We start from the raw sequence: 25,476 nt of genomic DNA on the forward strand, positions 1-25,476 counted from the left end.
CGACCTCTCTAGCTTGAACGATTTAAGCGTGGGACTGTATGCCCCCATATAAGGTTTGATATAAGCCTTCTTGCTCAACTAACTCACCATGAGTACCTGTTTGCGTCACTTTCCCATCTTCAAGCACGTAGATCAAATCGGCTTGTTTAACAGCGGATAGTCGGTGCGCAACGATTAATGTTGTTCTACCACGTAAGAACTCGGTCAGTGCTTTGTGTAAAGCCGCTTCAGTAGCGGTATCTAGCGCAGACGTGGCTTCGTCTAAAATAACAAATTGAGGATTACTCAGCACCATTCTAGCAATGGCAAGCCGTTGTCGTTGACCTCCTGACAAACGAATGCCATTACGACCAACTTGAGTATCCAAGCCGTGGTTAAGTTGAGAAATTACATCATGCAGCTGAGCCACTTCAAGCGCACGCCAAAGTGACATTTCGTCAAAATTCCCACCAAGCGTTAGATTATGCCTCAAGGTATCGTTAAATAGTATAGGTTGCTGTAATACCACGGCAATTTTGTCGCGAATTACTTCAAAACCAATATCTTCTGTTAATTCATCATTAAAGCGAATGCTACCGGAGTTTTGACGGTAAACCCCAATAAGTAATTGTATCAAGGTTGACTTACCACCGCCGCTTGCACCAACCAACGCCACTTTCTTTCCTGCCGGCATATGTAAAGAAAGATTATCTAGGACTTTGTTTTCATTATTGTAAGAGAAATTAATGTTTTCTACTTTAACATCAACTTCTCTACCTTCTTTGAAAGGATTTACCTTAGGAACCGGTCTCTGCTCTTCTTCTAACTCTAATAAGTCGTTGATGCGTTTTAATGCCGCTTTAGCGCTATACCAAGAAAACTGAATCCCAAGCAACTCTTGAACAGGAGACAGCATGAACCATAGGTAACCAAAAACGGCAAATATTTGGCCAATAGTAAGGTCACTGAACATGACCATTAACATTGCGACAGCTCTGAATAATTCAAAGCCGATCAAAAAGAGAAGGAAAGATACGCGACCAGCCGCTTCAGATTGCCAAGCATACTTGTCTGCATCAACGCGAACTTGGTTCGCACTGTCTTTGAGTTGTTGGAGGAATTCTCGTTCTTTATTGGCCGCGCGTAGTTGGTAGATTCCATCTAATGTTTCAACTAAGCGGTTTTGGAAAATTTCAAAAGAATGATTTTCCTTCCGTTTCAGATGTTTAACCATACTGCCTAGTTTACGTGAGAAGTAAATGACAATAGGGTTAACTAACAGGATAAACAGACCAAGTCGCCAATCGAGCCAAAGTAGAACGATAGCAGTACCAATAACAGTCAGAAAACTGATAACGAATTTTGCTAACGTAGAACCAATAAATTTATCAATGGTCTCAATGTCAGTGATAAGGTGTGCGTTGATTCCTCCGCTACCTTTGGTTTCGTATTGTCGGATGCTGATACGGCCGAGTTTGTCGATCATTTTACTGCGCATCTCAAACGTGATGGTTTTTGAAACAAGCGTAAATTGTCGGCTTTGAAGGATATTTAATCCTTGGCTCGCAGCTCGCATAAGAACAACCAAGAACAGGGTGAAGAAAATATAGCCTGTCGGAGTGTGCCACGCTTCAGGGAGAATGGCATTCATGGCATCTAAGCCTTTTGCAGGTTGGTCCAATAAGACCTCATCAACCATCAAAGGCATGAGGAGGGGAATTGGAACACTAATCAAGGTTGCAAGCACCGCTATCAAGTTCGCTATGATCAGCTTGGACTTGTGCTTTTTTACTTGTGTTATCAACCAAGAACGGCTAATAGTGTCATTTTTCAGAAGCATTGTAATTGAGAATAAGTCCTATTATAAAGTAGGGCTGCATTTTAGCGCCATACATTGAGAATGGAAGCTTTTATAGTAAGTAGGAAGTTAATATGAACTTAGAACAATACCAAAGACTAACCAAACAAGCTGTTGCTCTAATTGAGTCTGAACCAGACTTTATTGCGAACCTAGCAAACTTGAGCTCATTGCTTTTCATGGAACTTGACGATCTTAACTGGGCAGGCTTTTACCTAACGAAAGGTGAAGAGCTTGTTCTTGGTCCGTTCCAAGGAAAACCAGCTTGTGTTCGTATCCCAATGGGTCGAGGCGTCTGCGGTACTGCTGCACAAACTAATACTATACAAAGAGTATACGACGTTCACGAATTTGAGGGGCATATTGCGTGCGATGCAGCGAGCAATTCAGAAATTGTGATTCCATTTTCTATTAATGGAAAGGTGGTTGGTGTACTTGATATTGATAGTCCAAGTATTGGCCGATTTAATGAAACAGACGAAGAAGGTCTCACTCATTTCATGGTTGAAGTAGAAAAGCTGCTTAATTCACACGCGAACGACGCATAAATTAGCCTTCGAGTGTGGTTTTTCCTTGGCATGTCACTATAATACGAGAATATTTTTTCTTAATGCTCGCGGAAATCCGCTCAAATCAGGACCCCTCATGACTGAAAAGTTAAAAAACAGCAAAGAAGTTATTGCATATATTGCTGAATGTTTCCCTAAGTGCTTTACTTTAGAAGGTGAAGCAAAACCTCTGAAAATTGGTATTTTTCAAGATCTTGCGGAACGTCTAAATGAAGACGAAAAAGTAAGCAAAACACAGCTTCGTGCAGCGTTAAGACAGTACACTTCATCATGGCGTTACCTACACGGTGTAAAACCAGGTGCAGTACGTGTAGACCTAGATGGCAACCCTTGTGGTGAGCTAGAAGAAGAGCACGTTGAACACGCGAAAGCGACACTTGCAGAAAGCAAGGCGAAAGTTCAGGCTCGTCGTAAAGAACAAGCACAAAAAGCTCGTGAAGAGGGTAAGGCGAAAGCGAAACCTGCGGCTAAAAAGCCTCAACAGCCTCGTCGTACTAATAAACCAAAAGTACAAAAACCAACTAAGCCTGTAGAAACGCGCGCTCTAAATGCTGATGAAATCACAGTAGGTAACGCAGTTAACGTGAACATGGGCAAAGGAAACATGGCAGCGACCATTGTTGAAATCAATAAGGATGATGTACGTGTTCAACTTGCTAACGGCCTACAAATGGTTGTGAAAGCGGAGCACTTGCGCGCATAAAGGAGATACTCCTACGCATGAATTGCCGTTCAAAAGTGACCCTGATTGCTGCTAGCTTATGGCTAGCAGCATCAGCTCAGGCTCTTGAAGCCAAACTACATAAAGATGACCTGCCGGTTCTTTCTCCTGAAGTTCAGCATGAAACAGCTAGCAAACGAGTCACCTCGCGATTTACCCGCTCTCATTATAAGCACTTCAGCCTCAATGATGATTTCTCTAAAGCGATATTTGAACGCTATGTAGAGTTGCTTGATTACAATAGAAATATTTTCACTCAAGCAGACATCGATTCATTTAAAAATTGGTCAGTCGAGCTTGATGATCAGCTTAAATCGGGCAACAACCAAATTGCTTTTGATGTTTACAACCTCTCAATGCAGAAGCGTTTCGATCGTTTTGCTTATGCGTTAACTCTACTCGATGAAGAGATCAAGTTTGATACCGATGACGAGATAGAGTTAGACCGCTCTGAGGCAGCATGGCCAAAAGACGAAGCAGAGCTCAACGAGTTGTGGCGCAAGCGTGTGAAATATGACGCGTTAAATCTGAAACTGACTGGCAAAGAGTGGCCAGAGATTAAAGAAGTTTTAGAGAAGCGTTATAACAACGCGATGAAGCGCATCACACAGACCAACAATGAAGACGCATTTCAGTTGTATATGAATGCCTTCGCGCGACAGGTTGACCCTCATACAAGCTACCTTTCTCCACGTAATGCCGAGCAATTCCAATCGGAAATGAACCTTTCTCTAGAAGGCATCGGCGCCGTTTTGCAAATGACAGACGATTACACAGTAATTCGTTCACTTGTTGTTGGCGGTCCGGCATCAAAGAGTAAGCAACTTGGTGAAGGGGACCGAATCACTGGTGTTGGACAAGACGGTGAAGAAATTGTCGACGTGATCGGTTGGCGTCTGGATGATGTTGTTCAGTTAATCAAAGGCCCTAAAGGCACAAAGGTTAATCTACAGATCTTGCCAGAAGGTAACGATGCGAAGAGTTACATTGTCACAATTGTTCGTGACAAAGTTCGCTTAGAAGATCGTGCGGTTAAGTCAGAAATCATCGAAAAAGACGGTAAGAAGATTGGTATTTTAGAAGTACCAAGTTTCTACGTCGGCTTATCGAAAGACACCGATAAATTACTAGCTGAGTTGAAAACCAAAAACGTTGACGGCGTAATCGTTGATCTACGCAACAATGGCGGTGGTGCGCTAACAGAAGCAACGGCATTGACAGGTCTATTCATTAAAGAAGGCCCTGTAGTTCAAGTCCGTGACAGCTATGGCCGCATCAAGGTGAATGCCGATACCGATGGAAAAGTGAGTTATGATGGCCCATTGACGGTATTGATTAACCGCTACAGTGCTTCAGCATCTGAAATTTTTGCAGCGGCAATGCAAGATTATAATCGTGCAATCATCTTAGGTGAAAACTCTTTCGGTAAAGGTACAGTTCAGCAACATCGTTCACTGAATCATATTTACGATCTTTTCGATAAAGAGCTAGGTTATGTTCAGTACACGATTCAGAAATTTTATCGTATTGACGGTGGAAGTACGCAAAATCGTGGTGTTGCACCAGATATTTCGTACCCAACGCCAATTGAGGCTTCTGAAACTGGTGAAAGTGTTGAAGACAATGCTTTACCTTGGGATCAGATTGATAAAGCACAATATCAAACGTTTCCAAGTAACGACGCCTTAGTTGAAAAACTTACTGCTCTTCATAACAAGCGTATTTCTGATGAGATAGAGTTCCGCTTTATCAATGAAGACATCGAGAAATATCGTAAAGAAAAAGACGATAATACTTTGTCTTTGAACGAGAAAGTTCGTAAAGCTGAATCGGATAAAGCGGAAGCCCTTCGATTACAACGCATAAATGAACGTCAAGCTGCTTTGGGTAAAAAAGCATTCAAAACATTGGATGACATACCAAAAGACTACGAGGCTCCTGATGTTTATTTAGATGAGTCTGTCGCGATTATGGTCGATCTACTTAAGCAGGAAAATCAGTCATAATAACTGGCAATTTAGAATAAAAAGAGTGAGTCTTTCAGATTCACTCTTTTTTTATGCCTTTTTGTCTTCCGCTGTCTCGATATCGAGCAAGATATTCGCTTATTTTCCCCCAATAATTTACGTGATCTACATCTAAAATTTCGCGAAAGTGAGGACTACTGGCTAAGCTAAAAGAAAACGATAAGGATGCCGATATGAAGTGGTTCTTTATTTTACTTAGCTTTTGCTGCTTTAGTGTGTTTGGTGGAGAAAACACCAGAGAAGATGAATTAAGTCACTTTGACACGCCGTTTCTCATCGGAGACTGGTATTTGATGAACCCAAACCCCGAAGAGTCGGCTGAAAACTTTCGTGCGATCAAACTCTCATTAGGTTCTGACTACAGCTTTTCTATTGATATTCAAAAGAAAGACTATTCCGTTGACCATTGGGAGGGGCTGTATAACGCAAATGAAGACACCATCGTTCTTGGTTTAAACACCGACGAGCCTCAAATTTATGCCTATCGCAACAACCATAATACGCTTGATCTTAATGGTGTAACATTCACTAAGGGATTATCCAATTCACTTGCAGGTATTTGGTCTAGCTCTCACGTATCTGGCGACGGTCTTGTGGCCAACAACATTAATCAGATGGATTTGATACTTCAACCTGATTTCGTGTTCATGTTTAGGGTTTCGAACGAAGAAGGGGATGAGTCCATCAAACAAGGTGTGTTTTACACAGAAGATGAGTTTTTGGTTCTGTTGTATGAAAATGGCGAGCATGGAACCACGTATAAGCTCAACAAGAATGAGCTAACGATCGAAGATTCCAATGGTGATATGTACGCCGTACTCAATAGAGTTACGCCATGATGCCTTTAACATGCGCCAAATTACGCGTGCGTACGGTAAGTCATTAATGTTGTTTAAATGTTAATCAAAAAACGGAGCTAGAGCACTAAAAGCTCCGTTTTTTGATGGAAAGACTTGTATTCTGATACCACAACCCCTACAAATAGCTTATATAGTGATACCAGAACTGCATTTTTGATCATGCAGTCTGGTATTTTTGTTGTTCGACATACAAGGATTTATGCTCATGTCTCAAGCTCCCCTGGCCAAATATCGTAAAGATTATAAAGAGCCATCTCATGCGATTACTGATATCGATCTTACTTTTGATCTATATGACAATGACACAATCGTTACGGCGGTATCAAAAGTTGCTCAAAAAGGCGATACAACAACGCTAGAACTCGATGGCGAAGGGCTTGAGCTACGCGCTGTAAAAGTAAATGGTGAGGATTGGGCTCATCACGAGGTGAAGGAGTCATCGCTGGTACTGACCGATCTTCCATCCGAGTTTGAACTTGAAATCGTCACCAAAATTGATCCTGAAGCGAATACAGCACTCGAAGGTTTGTACAAATCAGGCGGCGCATTTTGTACTCAGTGTGAGGCTGAGGGCTTCCGCCGTATCACGTACTATCTAGACCGTCCGGATGTTCTAGCAAAATACACAACAAAAGTGATCGCAGATAAAGCGGTTTATCCATATTTGCTGAGCAATGGTAACCGAATTGCAGAAGGCGATGCAGAGAACGGTCGTCACTGGGTTCAATGGCAGGATCCGCATCCAAAACCAGCTTACTTGTTCGCCCTTGTTGCAGGCGACTTTGATGTATTGCGTGACAAATATACAACGATGTCAGGTCGCAGTGTTGATTTAGAAATCTTTGTTGATAAAGGTAACTTAGATCGTGCAGGCCATGCGATGACATCGCTGATCAACTCGATGAAGTGGGATGAGGAACGCTTTGGCCTAGAATACGATCTGGATATTTACATGATCGTTGCTGTTGATTTCTTCAACATGGGTGCAATGGAAAACAAAGGCTTGAACATTTTTAACTCAAAATATGTGCTGGCGAACGATCAAACTGCGACAGATCGTGATTATTTAGGCATCGAAGCTGTGATCGGTCATGAGTACTTCCACAACTGGACTGGCAACCGTGTCACTTGTCGTGACTGGTTCCAACTAAGTCTAAAAGAAGGCTTAACCGTATTCCGAGACCAAGAATTCTCTTCTGACTTAGGCTCTCGTGCTGATAACCGTATTGATAACGTACGTATTATTCGTGGTCCTCAATTTGCGGAAGATGCAAGCCCAATGTCTCACCCGATTCGTCCTGACAAAGTCATTGAGATGAATAACTTCTACACGCTAACGGTGTATGAAAAGGGCAGCGAAGTTATTCGTATGTACCATACACTCCTTGGCGAAGAGGGCTTCCAAAAAGGAATGAAACTTTATTTTGAACGTCACGATGGTACCGCCGCGACGTGTGAAGACTTTGTTTCTGCAATGGAAGATGCCACCGGTGTTGATTTAAAACAGTTCCGTCTGTGGTACAGCCAATCGGGTACACCAACGCTGCGCGTAAATAGCGAATACAACGCTGATGCAAAAACTTACGCACTAACGGTAGAGCAATTTACGGAGCCGACGCAAGACCAAGCAGAAAAACAAGCGCTGCATATTCCGTTCGATATCGAGTTGTATGATTCGAAAGGTCGAGTTATCCCACTGGTGATTAACGGTGAATCAGTTAATAACGTGCTGGATATTAAACAAGATAAGCAAACGTTCGTATTTGAAAATGTCGAAGAACAGCCAGTGCCATCTTTGTTGCGTGAATTCTCGGCACCAGTCAAATTAGAATACGATTACAGCGATGACGAGTTAGTCTTCTTGATGAAGCACGCAACGAACGATTTTGCTCGATGGGACGCTAGCCAAATGCTATTGGCTAAATACATTCGTCAGAATGTGAAAAACGTTCAAGCGGGACAAGAAGTATCGCTTTCTGAAGGTGTGATAGATGCTTTCCGCGGTGTGCTGTTGGATGAAACGCTTGAGCCTGCTTTCATTGCTCAAGTTTTCTCTATGCCTTCAATCAATGAGATTACTGGTTGGTACCAGCAAATTGATATCGATGCCGTAGACAAAGTGCTAAACAGCATTACAGTGTCACTTTCTAAGGAATTAGAAGATGAGCTAAGTGCGACTTATCACACGCTTAAGCAAACAGAGTATACGATCGACCATGCTGCTATTGGCAAGCGTGCTTTACGTAACCGTTGCCTTCAGTACCTAGCATATACGGAAAAAGGTAATGATTTAGTCAACGCGCAGTACGCATCTGCAAATAACATGACAGATACGATTGCTGCGATGAGTGCCGCAAATAACGCTCAGCTCGAGTGTCGTGAAGCACTTATGGCTGATTATAGCGATAAATGGAAGCACGATGGTTTGGTTATGGATAAGTGGTTTGCACTGCAAGGTAGCAATCCTGCAGAGGATGCTCTTGAAAAAGTAAAAGCAACCATGAACCACGAAGCATTTAGTTTGAAAAATCCGAACCGTACGCGCAGCTTAATTGGCTCGTTCTTAAGTGCGAACCCTGTACGTTTCCATGATAAATCCGGTGTAGGTTACCAATTTGCCGGTGAAATTCTTCGCCAACTAAATGATTCGAACCCACAAGTAGCTTCTCGAATGATTGATCCTTTGCTTAAGTTCCGTAAATACGATGAAGCTCGCCAAGCAATGATTCGTGCAGAACTTGAAAAGCTCAAAGCAATGGATAATCTTGCTAAAGATCTATTCGAAAAAGTGACTAAAGCACTAGACGAATAGTAAACAACACAATAGGGTGGTCATTAAGACCACCTTATTTGTTTATGTCACTTAGTTTTCACTTCATGAACTATTACTACTTCAATCTCAACATTTCATATCAAACGTTTTTATCTCATTATTCTGGTGCGGCAAGTGTTGTTCAAGTTGTCACACACAACGGTTTGCGTTTGCAGTTACCCGCCGCGAGATTTAGACCATTTCTTAGTCAATTGGGCGTTAGAGGCCAGTTTAGACTAACAACTGACCAAAATAATAAGTTTCTTAAGTTAGAAACTCTGTGATGTATTGTATTTGCAGAGAGTTAAATAGGAATCTTAGTCACAGAATCGGACATTTCACCTCTTACCACTACGATTAGTTGTTAAACATTTGTAATTATGCTTTTACAATGGGCACATGCATTACCTATGCTTAGTTTCTAAGGTAACAACCTAGCTACTAAGTCCCCCTACAAAACAACAATTCTAATGTGGAGTGTGAATATGACCGCGCGTGAAAATGTAGTGCCGGTTCTGCTTGAAAAGGTTTACCAACTGATTCAAGACAAACTCGAGCTTTCTCACCAAACGCTTGTAACTAAACTTGCTCAACACTTATTCAGTAACATTGCTGATGATGATCTAATTCAGCGAAACGAATCCGACCTTTATGGTGCTGTCGTTAGCCTTTGGCACCATATCAATGAAAAAAAACCAGAAGAGATTTCGGTTCGAGTGTTTAACCCGACCGTAAGTCGTCAAGGCTGGCAATCCACACACACAATCGTAGAAATTGTTGTTCCAGATAGTCCATTCTTAGTGGACTCAGTCAAAATGGCTTTAGCACGTTTGGATCTTGTTTGTCACCTAATGTTGAATAACCCAACACAGATTCAGCGTGATAAAAAAGGCCAAGTTACAGACGTAAACGGTGAGGGTGGTGTTCTTCAATCACTTTTCCACATAGAGGTAGACCGCCTTACTAGTAAAGACGAGATGCAAGCGCTTAAAGAAGAGCTGTTAAGAATTCTATCTGATACTCGCTTAGTCGTTGATGACTGGAAGCAGATGGTTGATAAGCTTAAGTTTGTTACTGATGAACTTGAGAAAAATAAAGATCGTGTTTCTATCCAAACTGATCGTATGGATGAAACGATCGCATTTCTTCGTTGGCTAGAAGATCATAACTTTACCTTTATGGGTTATAAAGATTATGACTTAAAAGAGGTCAATGGTGATACCGAACTTGTTCCTGCTAAAGAAAAAGGACTAGGTCTGTTTGCTGATGACAAGCGCGTGCGTAGCGTCAAGCTCTCTGAATTATCAGATTCAGCGCGATTAGAAGCGAAAAAACCATACGCTCTGATCATCACCAAAGGTAACAAAGCATCTCGTATCCACCGTCCGGCTTATACTGATTACATCGGTATTAAAAAGTTTGATGAAAACGGTAAAGTAATAGGTGAGCATCGCTTTACTGGTTTATATACCTCCGCCGTTTACAACCAAGCGGTACAAAGTATTCCTCTGATCCGTGAAAAAGTTGACCGTATCCTTGAAGCAAGTGGATACCGCCACGGATCATACTCATACAAAGCATTGCACAATATCTTAGAAAACTACCCACGCGACGAGTTGCTTCAAGCTAATGAAGAAGAGCTGCTTGAGGTGGGAATGGGTGTTGTACAAATGCAAGATCGTGACTTGCTGCGTTTGTTTGTTCGTAAAGACCCATTTGGTCGTTTCTTCAGTTGCATGGTTTATGTCACTAAAGATCGTTACAACACAGAATTGCGTCGTCAAACTCAACGCATTCTTAAGCAGTACTTTGGTTGCGAGCAAGAGGTTGAATTTACAACGTACTTCTCAGAAAGCCCACTAGCGAGAACACATTACATTGTTCGTGTAGACAATAACAACATTGACGTAGACGTGAAAAAGATCGAGCAAAATCTAATGGAAGTTTCTACCTCTTGGGATGACAGACTAAAAGAATCCATCATTGCTAACTTTGGTGAAAGTAAAGGCCTTCCTCTTTCAAAAGAATATATGAGTGCGTTCCCTCGCTCATACAAAGAGGACATGATGCCAGGTTCTGCGGTTGCAGATATCGAGCGCTTAGAAGCGTTAAGTGATGATAATAAACTTGGTATGTTGTTCTACCGACCTCAAGAAGAGGGAGCAGATTCCAAAGCTGTCCGCTTAAAGTTATATCATCGCGATGAACCAATTCACCTTTCTGACGTAATGCCGATGTTGGAAAACCTTGGTTTGCGTGTGATTGGCGAATCGCCATATGAGATCGAGAAAAACAACGGTCAGACCTTCTGGATCCTTGACTTCTCTATGCTGCATAAGAGCGAGAAAACCGTTGACCTTCGTGAAGCTCGTGATCGTTTCCAACAAGCATTTGCTGCCATTTGGGCGGGTAATCTTGAAAGTGATGGTTTCAACCGATTGTTATTAGGTGCGTCTTTATCTGGCCGTGAGATTTCCATTCTTCGCGCTTACGCACGATACATGCGCCAAGTCGGCTTCCCATTCAGTCAGCAGTACATCGAAGACACGCTAAGCCACTACCCAGACTTAGCGACAGGTCTAGTCAAGCTGTTCACCAAGCGATTTGATCCGAAACACAAAGGCAGCGACAAAGGCCAAAACGATCTAATTAAAAAGCTAACAGAGCAGTTGGATCGTGTAGAGAGCTTGGATGATGATCGTATTATTCGTCGTTATATCGAAATGATCATGGCGACGCTTCGTACCAACTACTACCAAGTAGACGAGAATAAGCAGCCTAAGCCTTGGTTATCTTTGAAAATGAAGCCAAGCGATATTCCTGAGATTCCGCAGCCTGTACCTGCATTCGAGATCTTTGTTTACGCACCAGATATTGAAGGTGTTCACCTTCGTGGTGGAAAAGTGGCTCGTGGTGGTTTGCGTTGGTCAGATCGTCAAGAAGACTTCCGTACGGAGATTCTTGGCTTAGTGAAAGCGCAACAGGTTAAGAACACTGTAATTGTACCAGTGGGTGCAAAAGGCGGCTTCGTTTGTAAACGCCAGCCATCTCTCACCAGTCGTGATGAAATTTTTGCGGAAGGTCAGCGTTGTTACAAACGCTTTATCCGTGCACTGCTTGATGTGTCAGATAACATCATTGAAGGAGAGGTGGTACCACCACAAAACGTTGTTCGTCACGATGAAGATGACCCATATCTAGTAGTGGCTGCCGATAAAGGCACAGCAACCTTCTCAGATTTGGCAAACTCTGTTTCTGCAGAATACAACTTCTGGCTAGGTGACGCATTCGCTTCAGGTGGTTCAAACGGTTACGATCACAAAGCAATGGGAATCACCGCAAAAGGTGGTTGGGAATCTGTTAAACGTCACTTCCGTGAAATGGGCATCAACTGTCAGACCACTGATTTTACTGCAATCGGTGTAGGTGATATGGCAGGTGACGTGTTCGGTAACGGTATGCTGTTATCGAAGCATATTCGATTGCAAGCTGCGTTTAACCACATGCACATCTTTATTGATCCAAATCCAGATTCAGCCAGCAGCTGGGAAGAGCGTAACCGCTTGTTTAATTTGCCAAGATCAAGCTGGGAAGATTACAACAAAGACTTGATCTCTCAAGGTGGTGGCATCTTCTCTCGTCGATCAAAATCGATCCAGTTGACGCCAGAAATTCAGAAAATGTTAGGTACGAAGAAAGCATCTTTAGCGCCTAACGATCTGATAAAGATGATCTTGAAAATGAAAGTCGATCTTCTTTGGAACGGTGGTATCGGCACTTACGTTAAATCATCGACAGAAACTCATACAGATGTTGGTGACCGTGCTAACGACATGCTGCGCATTGACGGCCGTGACTTAAGAGCCAAAGTGGTTGGCGAAGGTGGTAACTTGGGTATGACTCAGCTTGGTCGTATCGAATACGCACTAACTGGCGGTCGAGTGAACACGGACTTCGTTGATAACGTAGGTGGCGTTGACTGTTCGGATAATGAAGTCAACATCAAGATCTTCCTCAATGGACTGGTTTCAAATGGCGATCTTACGGTTAAGCAACGTAACCAAATTCTAGAGTCTATGGAAGACGAAGTGGGTGAAATTGTCTTGGATGATGCTTACCGTCAGTCGGAGTCGATCTCTGTTACTGAACAGCAAGGTGTTGGCATTGTTAAGGAGCAAATTCGATTCATCCACACTATGGAGAAAGCAGGGTACTTGGACCGTGCTCTCGAATACATTCCTGATGATGAAACGCTAATCGAGCGTGAAAAACAGGGACTAGGTCTGACTCGCCCTGAGCTATCAGTGTTAGTTGCCTACGGTAAAATGGTACTTAAACAGCAACTTGTTACGGATGAAATCGCAAATGATGAATTCCATGCAAAACAACTTGTTGAATATTTCCCAAGTGCGTTACGACGTAACTATAAAGATCAAATGGTTAATCACCCACTGCGAGCTGAAATTATCGCTACAGCATTGGCTAACCAGATGGTTAATGAAATGGGCTGTAACTTCGTTACTCGTTTGCAAGAAGAAACTGGTGCAAGTGTTGTCGATATTGCCAACGCTTACAGTGCGGCTAGAGAAATCTTTGATTTAGAAGAAATCCTCAAGCAAACTCGCAAACTTGATAACGTTGCGACAGCGCAAGCTCAATACGAAATTATGTTTTACGTGCGCCGAGCACTGCGTCGAATTGCACGCTGGTTGCTTCGTAACCGTAGCGGCAAATGCACGGTCGGTGAGTTGATTGCTATCTACAAGCAAGATGTCAATGTTATCACTGAAACCCTAGACACTATGTTAGTTGAGTCTGAAGTTGAAGAACACAATGAGTTGGCTCAAGGTTGGATAGAGAAAGGGGTTGAAGAGAAACTCGCTCACCAAGTTGCCCGCTTATCAAGCTTACAATCTGCACTGGATATTTCATCAGTAGCAAGTGAAACAGGTAAAACGGTTGAGCAAGCATCGAAACTCTACTTTAACTTGGGTGACCGTTTATCGTTGCATTGGTTCTTGAAGCAAATTAATAGCCAAGCCGTTGATAACAACTGGCAAGCACTTGCAAGAGCGGCATTCCGTGAAGATCTGGACTGGCAACAACGTCAACTTACCGCTCAGGTACTGACTTGTGGCTGCTCAACCGAAGAGCTTGACGTGATGGCTGCGTTAGAAGATTGGATTGAAACTAACGAGCAATCGTTGCACCGCTGGGAGAGTATCTTAAACGAGTTCAAAGTTGGCTCAGTACACGAATTTGCTAAGTTCTCTGTAGCACTTCGAGAGCTAGTACTTTTAAACCTCAACTGCTCATCGAAAGAGTAGTTGAATAATCAAGTCATAAGTAAAAGCCTCGTTATTTAACGGGGCTTTTTATTATCTATTATTCACATTTGGAACGAAAATAGTTACATTGTCACATTGAGTTGAAATTAAAACAGAGTGAAATCGATTGCTTTTAAGCGGTTAGTTACGATTTTTATCGCAGAAACTTGATTGTAATTGTTTGTTTTATATTTGAAAATCTTATAAAGATATAGGTTTTTACTTATTACGTTCATTTTCATTGAATTACGATGAAAAACGGTAAATAATATTGTCCCGTTTATACGGGGCTTTTTTCTTTCGGAGGCACAATGCTTTACCGTCTAGCCAGAACTGGCTTTTTCCAACTCGATGCCGAGAAGGCACATGATCTTGCAATCAAGAACTTCCAACGCTTTAACGGCACACCACTTGATCTCTTTTACCGCCAACAGTTACCAACTCGTCCAGTTGAGTGTATGGGTCTAACATTCCGTAACCCTGTTGGTCTTGCGGCTGGTTTAGATAAAAACGGCGAATGTATTGAAGCATTTGATGCCATGGGCTTTGGCTTTGTCGAAGTCGGCACTGTAACGCCACGACCACAACCAGGTAATGATAAACCACGCCTATTCCGTTTAGTGGAAGCAGAAGGGATCATCAACCGCATGGGCTTTAATAACCTAGGCGTTGATAATTTGATCGAGAATGTTAAACGAGCAAAATTCAATTGTGTTCTCGGAATTAATATCGGTAAAAATAAAGATACGCCAATTGAGAAAGGGGCAGAGGACTACCTGATTTGTATGGAAAAAGTGTATGAGTATGCTGGCTATATTGCAGTAAACATCTCATCGCCAAACACTCCAGGCCTTCGTTCACTTCAATATGGTGAAGCCCTTGATGAACTGCTTTCCGAATTAAAGGCGAAACAAGCGGAGTTATCAGAGAAGTACAACAAGTACGTCCCGTTAGCATTAAAGATTGCGCCAGATTTAAGTGACGATGAAATCTGCCAAATTTGCGATTCTTTATTGAAAAACAATATAGATGGTGTGATCGCGACTAACACAACTTTGGATCGCACGATCGTAGAAGGGATGAAACACGCCAATGAGGCAGGTGGCTTGAGTGGTCGCCCTGTGCAATCACGCTCTACGGAGGTCGTACGTAAGCTTCATGAAGAGCTTGGAGACAAACTTCCAATTATCGGTGTTGGTGGTGTAGATTCCTATGTTGCAGCCAAAGAAAAGATCATGGCAGGCGCTAAGCTTGTTCAAGTCTACACTGGCTTTATTTACCACGGCCCAGGTCTCGTACGTGATATTGTTAAGAATCTTTAACATATACATCAAAAACTACTGAAAAATCAGTACCTGTTACATAAAAAAGAGGACTTTGTTTCCTCTTTTTTTTTATCCGTTCGTTTGTAGAATTTAAAAATCACGAGTAGGTAATTAAGCGTCTTACCTCTTTACCACTGATTTAACTAGTCAAGAGAGAACGGAATAATGCTTAAACCCAGCGACAAATGGAATTGGTATTTTGACGAGCAAAAAGCTTGCTTAATGCTGGATCTGGGGGAGGAAATGATTTTCCAAACCAATCTATCCCGAAAATTGTTGGTTAACTGTGCCTTCTCAAACAGTGAATTTACCGTTGATGACGCCAGCGCATTTCAAACGTTTAATGAGCGCATTCGCTGTCTCGATATCAGTGAATATCGCCAAGCTGAATTAACACTGTATTGTGTTGCTGCAAAGCGTTTTCATAAACCTGTACAGCCTAAGAGCTGGTTCTTCGATGCACAGTCCTCTGATTATGAACCTCAAGAAGGGGACATGGTCTTTCTCACAAATCAATATTCTGATGGTATGTTCATCGTTCTAGAACCAGGCGAAACATCGAGCTTATGTGCTTATGTTAACCAAGAAGCCTTTGTTCTTGATGGCAATAAGGCGCTTCAATTTGGGCAGCCGATTAAAGTAATGCATGATCGCATGGCTTGTGCAAATCACCTCTTTGCAATGACCCCTATGGCAATGGTGGGTTAAAGCTGTTTAATTTTTCTTTATTTCGTTCCTTTGTTTGCCTTAATCGACCTTATTGGGTCGATTTTTTTTGTCCTTTCCTCTGACACTCCAATCCGAAAGACCATGAAACTGTTTGTTTTCTATGCATGCAAACATGAAGCTGGTCACTTTTATTTTACTTATTTCAATTTGATTACTCCTTTAATTAGGCAACCTAGCGCCTAAAACAACCCTATTTATTCCCCTATAAAGGGCATTTGTAAGTAATTTACATCAACCAATCACGACTGGTATATACCAAAATGCATGTAAATAAGTATTCACTTCTTCTAAAGGAAACAAAATACGTTCATGAATGAAAAACATTCAAACTAAAGATGTTGAAAGTTTTAGATCATTTGAGTGGTGATGATTTGAACTAACGGGTGGGAAAATACCTTTAAAAACGAGGCATTGATCGTAAAGTCAGGTATAATTGAAGCCATTTTTTATCAGCGAAAGAACACTATGAATCAATATCTCGCGGTAACTTCAAATGGCATGGAAAATTTGCTTGTTGAAGAACTGACTAAACTAGGCATTGAAAATGCGAAACCAGTACAGGCAGGCGTAAAATTTAAAGCGACAAACGAACAGGTTTATCGCTGTTGTTTGTGGAGCCGTTTAGCGTCTCGATTTGTACGTGTTTTATCTGAGTTCACGTGTAACAACGACATGGACTTGTATCTATCCACTTCCACTATTAACTGGGTTAACCAATTTCATAGCTCTAAACGCTTTGTTGTGGACTTTAACGGCACAAACCGTGAGATTAGAAATAGCCAATACGGAGCTATGAAGGTCAAAGATGGCATCGTAGATTGCTTTGAGAATAAAGGCTTGCCACGTCCTAATATCAGCAAAGAACGCCCAGATATTCGTATTCACGTTCGTTTGCATAAAGATAAAGCGTTGCTTGGGATAGACATGGTAGGTAGTGGTCTTCATCAGCGTGGTTATCGACCAGAATCGGGTCGTGCGCCATTACGTGAAACGCTTGCTTCTGCGATTATCATGCGTTGTGGCTGGGATGGGCATCAACCATTACTCGATCCAATGTGTGGTTCTGGTACTTTGCTTATTGAAGCGGCAATGATGGCAGCCAACATGGCACCTGGCGTTAAGCGCAAACAATGGGGCTTCGAAGTTTTGGAAGACTTTGAACCGGAGACCTGGGCTGAGATTAAATCAGAGGCTAATGTTCAAGCTAGACGGGGTGTCAAGAAAGTTGACGCTAAGTTTTTTGGATTCGATAACGACCCCAAAGTATTAAAAGTCGCTCAAGAAAACGCCCGCAGAGCAGGTGTTGAAGAGTTGATTGAGTTTGCGCAAGGTGATGCTGCAACTATTACTCGTCCCGCAGGATTTGAACACGGTGTTATCGTTTCAAACCCACCTTACGGTGAGCGTCTAGGAACTGAGCCGGGGCTGATTGCGCTCTATACCGCATTCGGTGGACAGCTAAAATCTGAGTTTGGCGGATGTAAAGCATCTATCTTCTCTAGCTCAGACGAGCTCTTGAGTTGCCTTCGTATGCGCGCTGATAAACAGTTTAAATTGAACAACGGTGCGTTACCGTGTCACCAAAAGAACTACAGCATTGCCGAGCGCAGCGCTGATGAAGTTAAAGGTGCAGATACTAACGTTCAAATCGCACCAGACTTCTCAAACCGTTTGAAGAAAAACATTGGCAAGATTGGCAAGTGGGCTCGTAAAGAGAAACTAGACTGCTATCGTATCTACGATGCAGACCTTCCAGAATACAACGTAGCGATCGACGTGTACGGCGATCAAATTGTGATTCAAGAGTACGCAGCACCTAAGAACATCCCTGAAGAAAAAGCCAAGCGTCGTCTAACGGACATTATCCGTGCGACGATTCAGGTGACCGGTGTTGAAGCGAACAAAGTTGTACTGAAAGTTCGTGAGAAGCAGAAAGGTCGAAGCCAGTACCAAAAATTAGGTCAGGTATCAGAGACGCTCGAAGTAAACGAGTACGGTGTGAAGCTGATCGTGAACCTTCATGACTACCTAGACACAGGCCTGTTCTTGGATCATAAGATCACTCGTCGTCGTCTTGGCGAAATGGCACAGGGTAAAGATTTCCTTAACTTGTTTGCTTACACTGGTAGTGCAACAGTGCACGCTGCAGTTGGTGGTGCGCGTTCCACTACAACTGTCGATATGTCAAACACCTACTTGAACTGGGCGAAAGACAATATGCAGCTTAATGGCTGTGTAGGGCGCCAACATAAATATGAACAAGCGGACTGTTTGCAATGGCTAGAAAACGCAAAAGGTGAGTACGACTTGATCTTTATTGACCCACCTACGTTCTCTAACTCTAAGCGTATGGAAACATCATTCGATGTACAACGTGACCACATTAAGCTAATGAAGAACCTCAAACGTTTACTGAGAAGTGAAGGCACAATCGTATTTTCAAATAACAAACGTCACTTCAAGATGGATGAAGAATCACTCGCTGAATTGGGTTTGAAGGCTCAGAATATTTCTTCTCAAACGTTACCATTAGATTTTTCGCGTAATAAACAGATTCATAACTGTTGGCTAGTAACGCACGCGTAGTATAAACAAAAGGATTAATACGTGCTGATATTGTATAGCACGGAGGGATGCCATCTTTGTGAGATGGCATTTGCTCTAGTAGACCAAGTCGGTTTGGCCGAGCAAACAGATATCATTGATATTGCGTTCGATGATGTACTATTTTCTCGTTACGGCGTCATAATACCCGTATTAAAATATCAAGATTCTGAGTTGAACTGGCCGTTTGACTTAGAACAACTCACACATTGGTTGGATAATAATGGCATTACTTACCATTCATAACGCACAACTTGCATTTGGTGACCACCCATTGCTAGACAAAGCGGAGTTCGCTCTTCAAGAAAACGAACGCGTTTGTTTAGTTGGTCGTAACGGAGCAGGTAAGTCCACGTTAATGAAAGTGCTTGCCGGCGACATTTTGTTGGATGATGGCAAGATTCAAATAACTCAAGACGTAGTAGTTTCTCGGCTTGAACAAGATCCACCGCGCAATCAAGAGGGTACGGTTTACGAATACGTATCTGGCGGTTTGGCTGAAATCGGCGAACAATTGAAGATCTATCACGATCTTCTCGATCTTGTTGCTCAAGACCCAAGTGAGAAGAACATTAACCGTTTGGCGAAAGTTCAAGAGCAACTTGATCATTCTAACGCTTGGCGCTTTGATGACCGTGTTAAGAACGTACTTGGCGCTTTAAAACTAAGCCCAGAAACCAAACTGACCGATCTATCCGGTGGCTGGCAACGTAAAGCTGCTTTAGCTCGTGCGCTGGTTTGTGATCCTGATGTATTGCTTCTTGATGAACCAACAAACCATCTCGATGTGACAACGATCGAATGGTTAGAGAACTTCTTAAAAGACTTCAAAGGCTCGATCATCTTTATTTCTCACGACCGTGCATTCATCAAGTCGATGGCGACACGCATCGTTGACTTAGATCGCGGTCAATTAGCTTCTTTCCCTGGTAATTACGAACAGTATTTGAATGACAAAGAAGAAATGCTTCGCGTCGAAGAAATGCAAAATGCTGAGTTCGATAAGAAACTAGCGCAGGAAGAAGTGTGGATTCGTCAAGGCATTAAAGCACGTCGTACTCGTAATGAAGGCCGTGTTCGAGCCCTTAAAAAACTTCGTGAAGAGCGTCGTGACCGTCGTGAAGTTCAAGGTAAAGTTAACCTAAACATCGATGATGCTTCTCGTTCAGGTAAGATTGTATTTGAAGCAGAAAATGTATCTTTTGCTTACGAAGGCAAGACAATTGTCGACGACTTTAGCTTTAACATCATGCGTGGTGACCGTATTGCACTTATCGGACCAAATGGCTGCGGTAAGAGTACGGTACTTAAATTGCTACTAGGGCAATTGGAAGCGCAGTCTGGTCGTTTACACTGCGGAACAAAATTAGAAGTCGCGTACTTTGATCAGTACCGAGAGATTTTGGATCCAGAAAAGACAGTGATCGATAACTTAGCGGATGGGAAACAAGAAGTAATGGTTGGGGGACGTCAGCGTCATGCGCTGAGTTATCTTCAAGACTTCTTATTTGCACCTAAGCGCGCCAGAACCCCGGTTAAGGCACTTTCTGGTGGTGAGAAAAACCGATTATTGCTAGCCCGTATCTTGTTGAAACCAAACAACTTACTTATTCTTGATGAACCAACTAACGATTTGGATATCGAAACGTTGGAACTTTTAGAAGAAATGCTTGCCAATTATCAGGGTACATTATTGTTAGTGAGTCACGACCGTGAGTTCGTAGACAACACAGTAACAACCAGCTGGATTTTTGAGGGTAACGGTATAATCGAAGAGTTCGTTGGTGGTTATCATGATGCTAAACAGCAGCGTGACCAAGTTCTTGCTTCGCGCAGTCAGGTTGAAAAACCAACAAAGAAAGAGAAAGTGGTTGAGGAAACTCCCAAAACTACGCAACCTAAGAACAATTCGAAGAAGTTATCGTATAAGCTGCAAAGAGAATTAGAGGCTCTACCAGCTAAACTTGAACAATTAGAGTCGGATATCGAGAGCCTTCAGGAGCAAGTGAACGATCCAGAGTTCTTTGCTAAACCTGTAGAGCAAACTCAGCCGGTATTGGAACAGCTTGCTGCATTAGAGCAGGAGTTGGAAATCGCATTCGAGAGATGGGAAGAACTCGAAGCAATGCAACAGGATAGTTAAGAATTCAATGAATTGTAGTAATAAATTCAAATTGACCGCCATTGCAATGATGGTTGGTACCACAATGAACGCACAGGCGGCATTGTATCAAGTTGTTGAGGTTTCACCTCAGGATCATGGTTCAAACGGTGACTACCAAACGGCTTACGGGGTTGCAATTCAACAGGGCAATGCAGGTACAGATCCTTCAACAGGTTCACCTTTCGCTCTAGGCTGCTTTGATGCAGCAGCAAACTGCACGCCAGAGCAGTTTAAACTTGCAATGGAAACTCGCACTACACCGATTTCAGCGACACAAGCCGTGGATGGGAACAGCTATCGTGAAGAAATCCCATTCGGATTAGACGCTGGCTTTTATTACATCCAAGAACTCAAAGACTTTGAGCGTTACTGTTACAACCAGCTTCGCTATTCCACCTGTGACTCATGGGCTTCAGTAAACTGGACGCCGTGGAATAAAGAACGTAGTAAAGACTTTACTTCTAATGCGTTAGCGTTCATAGAAGAAGATTCTGCTGCTTATAAAAATGAATATAACAATGTTATCAACCAGCTTACCGAGGATGGTGCAGCTGTCGGTAATCAGAGTAAAGTTAGCACAGAAAATACTTCTACATTAGAAACACGAAATACCGTAGTTGCACCAGTAGAGCCAAATATTCTTACTGGCGATGGTGACGCAAGTGTTGTGCAAAGCCATGCTTGGAGCACAGACGGCAATTTTACTGTTGGCAGTGTTTCTCGAACAGCAAGCAATACCAATGGATCTCACCACACATCAAAAGCAGCGATTTGGGATCAAAGCGGAACCGTCAGTGAATTGGCTTGGCCAAGTGGCACATCTAAAGATGGAGAAAGGTTAGCTCAAGGGAGCATGCGTGACCTTGTCACTGATGGAACTACGGTCTATGGCGTAGGTTACAACACTTACAGTGATGATAACTACCTGAATGCGACTGTTTTTGTCGGAACTCTAGAAGCCGAAGGTAGCGTTGAAAACGCAACTTGGAAAAACAAAGTTGTTGTAGGAGCTAGACAGCGCGAGGGTGATGATACGGTTCATACAAACTCACGATTAACCGACGTTAACTCTAATTTTGTTGCTATTGGTGAAGCAAAACGTTCGGGCGGATACTTAATGCCAACGGGCTCTGCTCCGAATCGTCTCTTTATCGTAGATGATGTTCGTAAGGATTCTATTAGCGCTTTTTACCCAACTACTGGCATTTTCTTTAGCGGTGCGGGCGGTAAGATGGGCGGTATCAACTCTTACAATGAAATCGTCGGGCAACTTGATGCAGAAACGACTCGTGAAGACGATGGCAAGCCACGTCGTAAGCGCGGTTTTATCTATCCATATAGCCTAGGTGGCGAGACTAGTGAACGTGCTGCAACATTGTTTAATGGAAAAGCTTGGTTCCTAGACAGTTTGACTAATGGCGGTGATTACTCTGAACAAAACAATCAGTTCCGTATTATCGACGCAACTGATATCAATGATGCAGGTGTGATCTCTGGTACAGCTATGAAATGTGCAGGTGGTTATAGCACAACAGCAAACAATGCGACATGTAGCTCTGAAGAGCAAATTGTAGCAGTCAAACTAGTACCTATTGCTGACGCAACTAAGGACGACATCGTATCTCGAAGCATTGACTCAACGACGACAGAGCGTCAAGGTGCAGGCCTTGGTTGGTTAGCTTTGACCATGCTTGGATTGTTTGGGTTCCGTAGAAAATAGTTAAAAATCGTCAGTAATTTTTAAATCAAGCAGATGCTCACACATTTGAGTCTCTGCTTTTTTTATGCCTTGAGAAATTGCCTACTTTGATCGATTCTTATAAGTGGAGTCATAAAAACTCCATCAAAGTTTCACAATAACAGCTGTACGTTAGTAAATGGACCTGTATGAGGAATTAACTATGAAGAGACAAAAGCGTGATCGCCTAGAACGAGCTCAATCTCAAGGCTACAAAGCTGGGTTGAATGGAAGGTCTCAAGAGGCTTGCCCATATCAACAAGTTGATGCTCGGTCGTATTGGTTAGGTGGTTGGCGTGATGCCAGAGATGAAAGACAATCTGGTCTCTACAAATAAACTCTCCACATACAAAAAGAAGGATTCGAAAGGGCTCTACGGAGCCTTTTCTACATTATAGGGACATAGGGAAGTAGGTTAACACTCGACAACAAAAAGGCTCCTAAATAGGAGCCTTAATAAATCGATTAAAATCGTGATTAGAAGCTTGAAGTGTCTTGGAACAAGCCAACTTTCAAATCTTTTGCTACGTAGATTTCTTTGCCGTCCACACATACACGACCGTCGGCCAAACCCATCACAAGTTTACGGTTTACAACGCGTTTCATGTGGATTTCGTACGTCACTTTTTTCGCTGTTGGCAGGATCTGACCTGTAAACTTCACTTCGCCAACACCCAGAGCACGACCTTTTCCTTTGCCACCAACCCAGCCAAGGAAGAAACCAACAAGTTGCCACATCGCATCAAGGCCAAGACAACCCGGCATTACTGGGTCGCCAGGGAAGTGGCAGTCAAAGAACCACAAATCTGGAGTAATATCCAATTCCGCCAAGATCAAACCTTTACCAAAATCGCCTTCAGTCTCAGACATTTTAGTAACACGATCCATCATTAGCATGTTTGGCGCAGGAAGCTGAGGGTAACCAGGCCCAAACAGTTCGCCTTGGCTAGAAGCAAGTAGATCGTCACGGTTATAAGAATCACGTTTGTTTTGCATTATCAATTACTCCAATTTTTGATAGCTGCATCTTAGTGAACACGTGTACGCTAAACAACTCCGATCAGTACTAGACAAACCAGTTTTTGATGCGCTGCACAATTCCTTCTGGATGCTCATGTCTTTCAAAGTTTTCAATACGTTCCGCTATTTTGCCAATAATGCTATCGTCTTCACCTCTAAAAGGTTTATTCATTACAATCGGAATAGCTTCATCTACGGTAGAAACGGACCAAATATGGAACTCACCATTTTTAATGCTTTCTATTACATCTTTATGTAATGCAAGGTGTTTAAGGTTTGATTTTGGCATCACAACACCTTGATTTCCTGTAAAACCTTGATGTTTACAAACCTGATAAAAGCCTTCAATTTTTTCGTTCAAGCCACCGACGGCTTGCACTCGACCAAACTGATCAACAGCTCCTGTAACAGCAACTTGTTGATTAATTGGAGATTCAGATAAAGCACTCACCAAGCAACAAAGTTCTGCAAGAGATGCGCTGTCACCATCAACTTCACTATAAGACTGTTCAAATACGATGGAGGCAGAGTAAGGCAGTGGTTCATCCAGTTTCAGAGCAGAGCTCAAGAAAGCTTGCATAATCATCATGCCTTTTGCATGTAGATTGCCTCCAAGCTCAGCTTTGCGCTCAACATCGGAAACATCGCCATCACCAAAATGAATTACACAAGATATTCGTGCAGGCTCACCATAGCTGACAGGGTGCCCAGCCATATCAATAACGGTTAGGCCATTGATTTGACCAACTTGTTCCCCAGTTGTCTCAATGATGACTTGTCCATCTAAAATATCGTACACGGCACGCTGAGGAAGGTAAGATTCTCGGTAATACTTGTCGTCAATCGCTTTATCTAACGACTTGTAATCTAATGCGTGACCATCACTGAACTGGCTGGCAAGCGTTAGAAGTTGAGAGTGCCACATTACTCCTAAAGGCAGATAATGTTGATCTTCAGTAAATCTCATACCGGCTAGCAACAATCTTCTAAAACCACATTCAGTTAAGTGAGGCAGCTGATATTGAGAACATATCCAGTTCACTAAACCAAAGTAATCTGTCAAATTCTGCTCTGACAGATGAATATCTTCTTCAACTTCCGTATACATGGCAAAGCCAGAACAGAAGTCTTCATCGATGTATTCTAGCTCTGCTAACTGACTTCTTTCTCCTGTTACAATCAGTTTTACATCATAAGCTTTAGCTTGCGGTACTGAAGTAGGTAAACGAGTAGGGCTTAGGTTCAGTGGCTCGATAAGGTTTTGTTGAATTGCAGACTTTATATTTGGCCAAAGCCCTGGGTTAGCCAAAATTAGATTAGCCGGTACAATTAAGTAACCGTTATCTGCCTGTGAAATTAAACCAGGTTGGAAGGCAATATCACCACTTACATCAACACTGTAACGGTCAAATAAACGTTTGGCATCAAGTGATTCCGAAAAAACTATCGCAGCGTTAGACTGGCTCTGAAGAGCTTTACTGATGAACTCTCTATATACAGAATTATCTACGCAGTTAATGAGTAGTACTCGCGTCAATCCGGAAATTTTTGAAAAACGAGATATCGTTGCCGACATTCTCGGTTGGAGATCAGTAAAAGACTTCTTTGGTAACGAAGGTGCAGACTTTAAAAGTGCTTCGTACTGCTCAAGTGAAGGTGTTACGTCTTGCCAATTAAGTTGGTTCATTAAAATTCATCGTAATTCAATCTTGCCGACATTATAACGAAACGGACTATAACACC

At 42.5% G+C, this 25,476-nt stretch carries 17 protein-coding genes; 14 read left to right on the forward strand and 3 right to left on the reverse strand.

Going from position 1 to position 25,476, the window contains the following annotated elements; genetic code table 11:
- Positions 1-22 precede the first annotated feature (22 nt).
- Complete coding sequence (locus R7P35_RS09370; RefSeq protein ID WP_005377431.1) at positions 23-1,819, reverse strand: ABC transporter ATP-binding protein; 1,797 nt, start codon at positions 1,817-1,819, stop codon at positions 23-25.
- 92 nt (positions 1,820-1,911) lie between these two features.
- Between R7P35_RS09370 and R7P35_RS09375 the strand changes: the two genes are divergently transcribed.
- The 14 genes from R7P35_RS09375 (at position 1,912) to rmf (ending at position 23,050) form a co-directional block, all read left to right on the forward strand.
- Positions 1,912-2,385 (forward strand): GAF domain-containing protein, encoded by a 474-nt coding sequence (locus R7P35_RS09375; RefSeq protein WP_005377433.1) that lies wholly within the window; start codon positions 1,912-1,914, stop codon positions 2,383-2,385.
- Between the two features lie 97 nt (positions 2,386-2,482).
- Positions 2,483-3,109, forward strand: coding sequence for an RNA chaperone ProQ (proQ, locus tag R7P35_RS09380; RefSeq protein ID WP_005377435.1), 627 nt, complete (start codon positions 2,483-2,485; stop codon positions 3,107-3,109).
- A gap of 17 nt (positions 3,110-3,126) precedes the next feature.
- Positions 3,127-5,133: a carboxy terminal-processing peptidase gene (gene prc, locus R7P35_RS09385; RefSeq protein ID WP_025766612.1), complete on the forward strand. Its 2,007-nt coding sequence runs from the start codon at positions 3,127-3,129 to the stop codon at positions 5,131-5,133.
- Between the two features lie 194 nt (positions 5,134-5,327).
- Complete coding sequence (locus tag R7P35_RS09390) at positions 5,328-5,993, forward strand: hypothetical protein (protein WP_005377438.1); 666 nt, start codon at positions 5,328-5,330, stop codon at positions 5,991-5,993.
- 226 nt (positions 5,994-6,219) lie between these two features.
- Positions 6,220-8,826, forward strand: a complete 2,607-nt coding sequence (gene pepN / locus R7P35_RS09395; protein WP_025766613.1) for an aminopeptidase N — start codon at positions 6,220-6,222, stop codon at positions 8,824-8,826.
- A 65-nt stretch (positions 8,827-8,891) separates the two neighbouring features.
- The gene (locus R7P35_RS09400; RefSeq protein ID WP_005377440.1) at positions 8,892-9,110 is read left to right on the forward strand and encodes a DUF2835 domain-containing protein; all 219 of its coding nucleotides are present in this window, start codon (positions 8,892-8,894) and stop codon (positions 9,108-9,110) included.
- A gap of 201 nt (positions 9,111-9,311) precedes the next feature.
- A complete protein-coding gene (locus R7P35_RS09405; protein ID WP_025766614.1) occupies positions 9,312-14,153 on the forward strand; it encodes an NAD-glutamate dehydrogenase in 4,842 nt (1,613 codons plus the stop codon).
- A 311-nt stretch (positions 14,154-14,464) separates the two neighbouring features.
- A complete protein-coding gene (gene pyrD, locus R7P35_RS09410) occupies positions 14,465-15,475 on the forward strand; it encodes a quinone-dependent dihydroorotate dehydrogenase (RefSeq protein ID WP_017634281.1) in 1,011 nt (336 codons plus the stop codon).
- Positions 15,476-15,643: 168 nt separating this feature from the next.
- The gene (locus R7P35_RS09415; RefSeq protein ID WP_005377444.1) at positions 15,644-16,186 is read left to right on the forward strand and encodes a cell division protein ZapC; all 543 of its coding nucleotides are present in this window, start codon (positions 15,644-15,646) and stop codon (positions 16,184-16,186) included.
- A 486-nt stretch (positions 16,187-16,672) separates the two neighbouring features.
- Positions 16,673-18,793: a bifunctional 23S rRNA (guanine(2069)-N(7))-methyltransferase RlmK/23S rRNA (guanine(2445)-N(2))-methyltransferase RlmL gene (gene rlmKL / locus R7P35_RS09420; RefSeq protein ID WP_025766615.1), complete on the forward strand. Its 2,121-nt coding sequence runs from the start codon at positions 16,673-16,675 to the stop codon at positions 18,791-18,793.
- A gap of 21 nt (positions 18,794-18,814) precedes the next feature.
- Positions 18,815-19,057 carry a glutaredoxin family protein gene (locus tag R7P35_RS09425; protein ID WP_080276907.1) on the forward strand — a complete coding sequence of 81 codons (243 nt, stop codon included), beginning with the start codon at positions 18,815-18,817 and terminating at the stop codon, positions 19,055-19,057.
- Positions 19,035-20,954, forward strand: coding sequence for an ABC transporter ATP-binding protein (locus tag R7P35_RS09430; protein WP_005377449.1), 1,920 nt, complete (start codon positions 19,035-19,037; stop codon positions 20,952-20,954). Before R7P35_RS09425 ends, R7P35_RS09430 begins: the two co-directional genes overlap by 23 nt.
- A 7-nt stretch (positions 20,955-20,961) precedes the next feature.
- Entirely contained in the window at positions 20,962-22,695 is a 1,734-nt protein-coding gene (locus R7P35_RS09435) for a DUF3466 family protein (RefSeq protein WP_025766617.1), read from the forward strand.
- 181 nt (positions 22,696-22,876) lie between these two features.
- Positions 22,877-23,050 carry a ribosome modulation factor gene (rmf, locus tag R7P35_RS09440; protein WP_005377453.1) on the forward strand — a complete coding sequence of 58 codons (174 nt, stop codon included), beginning with the start codon at positions 22,877-22,879 and terminating at the stop codon, positions 23,048-23,050.
- Positions 23,051-23,190: 140 nt separating this feature from the next.
- Here rmf and fabA read toward each other — a convergent pair whose 3' ends face one another.
- Both fabA and R7P35_RS09450 read right to left on the reverse strand, forming a co-directional pair.
- Complete coding sequence (fabA, locus tag R7P35_RS09445; protein ID WP_005390081.1) at positions 23,191-23,709, reverse strand: bifunctional 3-hydroxydecanoyl-ACP dehydratase/trans-2-decenoyl-ACP isomerase; 519 nt, start codon at positions 23,707-23,709, stop codon at positions 23,191-23,193.
- A gap of 70 nt (positions 23,710-23,779) precedes the next feature.
- Positions 23,780-25,420, reverse strand: a complete 1,641-nt coding sequence (locus R7P35_RS09450; RefSeq protein ID WP_005377458.1) for an AAA family ATPase — start codon at positions 25,418-25,420, stop codon at positions 23,780-23,782.
- Between the last annotated feature and the right edge of the window lie 56 nt (positions 25,421-25,476).

The sequence above is a fragment of the Vibrio sp. Vb0304 genome, from assembly GCF_033338995.1.
In the GTDB taxonomy this organism is placed as follows: Bacteria; Pseudomonadota; Gammaproteobacteria; order Enterobacterales; family Vibrionaceae; genus Vibrio; species Vibrio alginolyticus.

What these genes read in the sequence shown, in the direction of transcription:
- R7P35_RS09370 (WP_005377431.1), bottom strand. Translation starts at nt 1,819, where the DNA reads ATGCTTCTGAAAAATGACACTATTAGCCGTTCTTGGTTGATAACACAA.
- R7P35_RS09375 (WP_005377433.1), top strand. Translation starts at nt 1,912, where the DNA reads ATGAACTTAGAACAATACCAAAGACTAACCAAACAAGCTGTTGCTCTA.
- proQ (WP_005377435.1), top strand. Translation starts at nt 2,483, where the DNA reads ATGACTGAAAAGTTAAAAAACAGCAAAGAAGTTATTGCATATATTGCT.
- prc (WP_025766612.1), top strand. Translation starts at nt 3,127, where the DNA reads ATGAATTGCCGTTCAAAAGTGACCCTGATTGCTGCTAGCTTATGGCTA.
- R7P35_RS09390 (WP_005377438.1), top strand. Translation starts at nt 5,328, where the DNA reads ATGAAGTGGTTCTTTATTTTACTTAGCTTTTGCTGCTTTAGTGTGTTT.
- pepN (WP_025766613.1), top strand. Translation starts at nt 6,220, where the DNA reads ATGTCTCAAGCTCCCCTGGCCAAATATCGTAAAGATTATAAAGAGCCA.
- R7P35_RS09400 (WP_005377440.1), top strand. Translation starts at nt 8,892, where the DNA reads ATGAACTATTACTACTTCAATCTCAACATTTCATATCAAACGTTTTTA.
- R7P35_RS09405 (WP_025766614.1), top strand. Translation starts at nt 9,312, where the DNA reads ATGACCGCGCGTGAAAATGTAGTGCCGGTTCTGCTTGAAAAGGTTTAC.
- pyrD (WP_017634281.1), top strand. Translation starts at nt 14,465, where the DNA reads ATGCTTTACCGTCTAGCCAGAACTGGCTTTTTCCAACTCGATGCCGAG.
- R7P35_RS09415 (WP_005377444.1), top strand. Translation starts at nt 15,644, where the DNA reads ATGCTTAAACCCAGCGACAAATGGAATTGGTATTTTGACGAGCAAAAA.
- rlmKL (WP_025766615.1), top strand. Translation starts at nt 16,673, where the DNA reads ATGAATCAATATCTCGCGGTAACTTCAAATGGCATGGAAAATTTGCTT.
- R7P35_RS09430 (WP_005377449.1), top strand. Translation starts at nt 19,035, where the DNA reads ATGGCATTACTTACCATTCATAACGCACAACTTGCATTTGGTGACCAC.
- R7P35_RS09435 (WP_025766617.1), top strand. Translation starts at nt 20,962, where the DNA reads ATGAATTGTAGTAATAAATTCAAATTGACCGCCATTGCAATGATGGTT.
- rmf (WP_005377453.1), top strand. Translation starts at nt 22,877, where the DNA reads ATGAAGAGACAAAAGCGTGATCGCCTAGAACGAGCTCAATCTCAAGGC.
- fabA (WP_005390081.1), bottom strand. Translation starts at nt 23,709, where the DNA reads ATGCAAAACAAACGTGATTCTTATAACCGTGACGATCTACTTGCTTCT.
- R7P35_RS09450 (WP_005377458.1), bottom strand. Translation starts at nt 25,420, where the DNA reads ATGAACCAACTTAATTGGCAAGACGTAACACCTTCACTTGAGCAGTAC.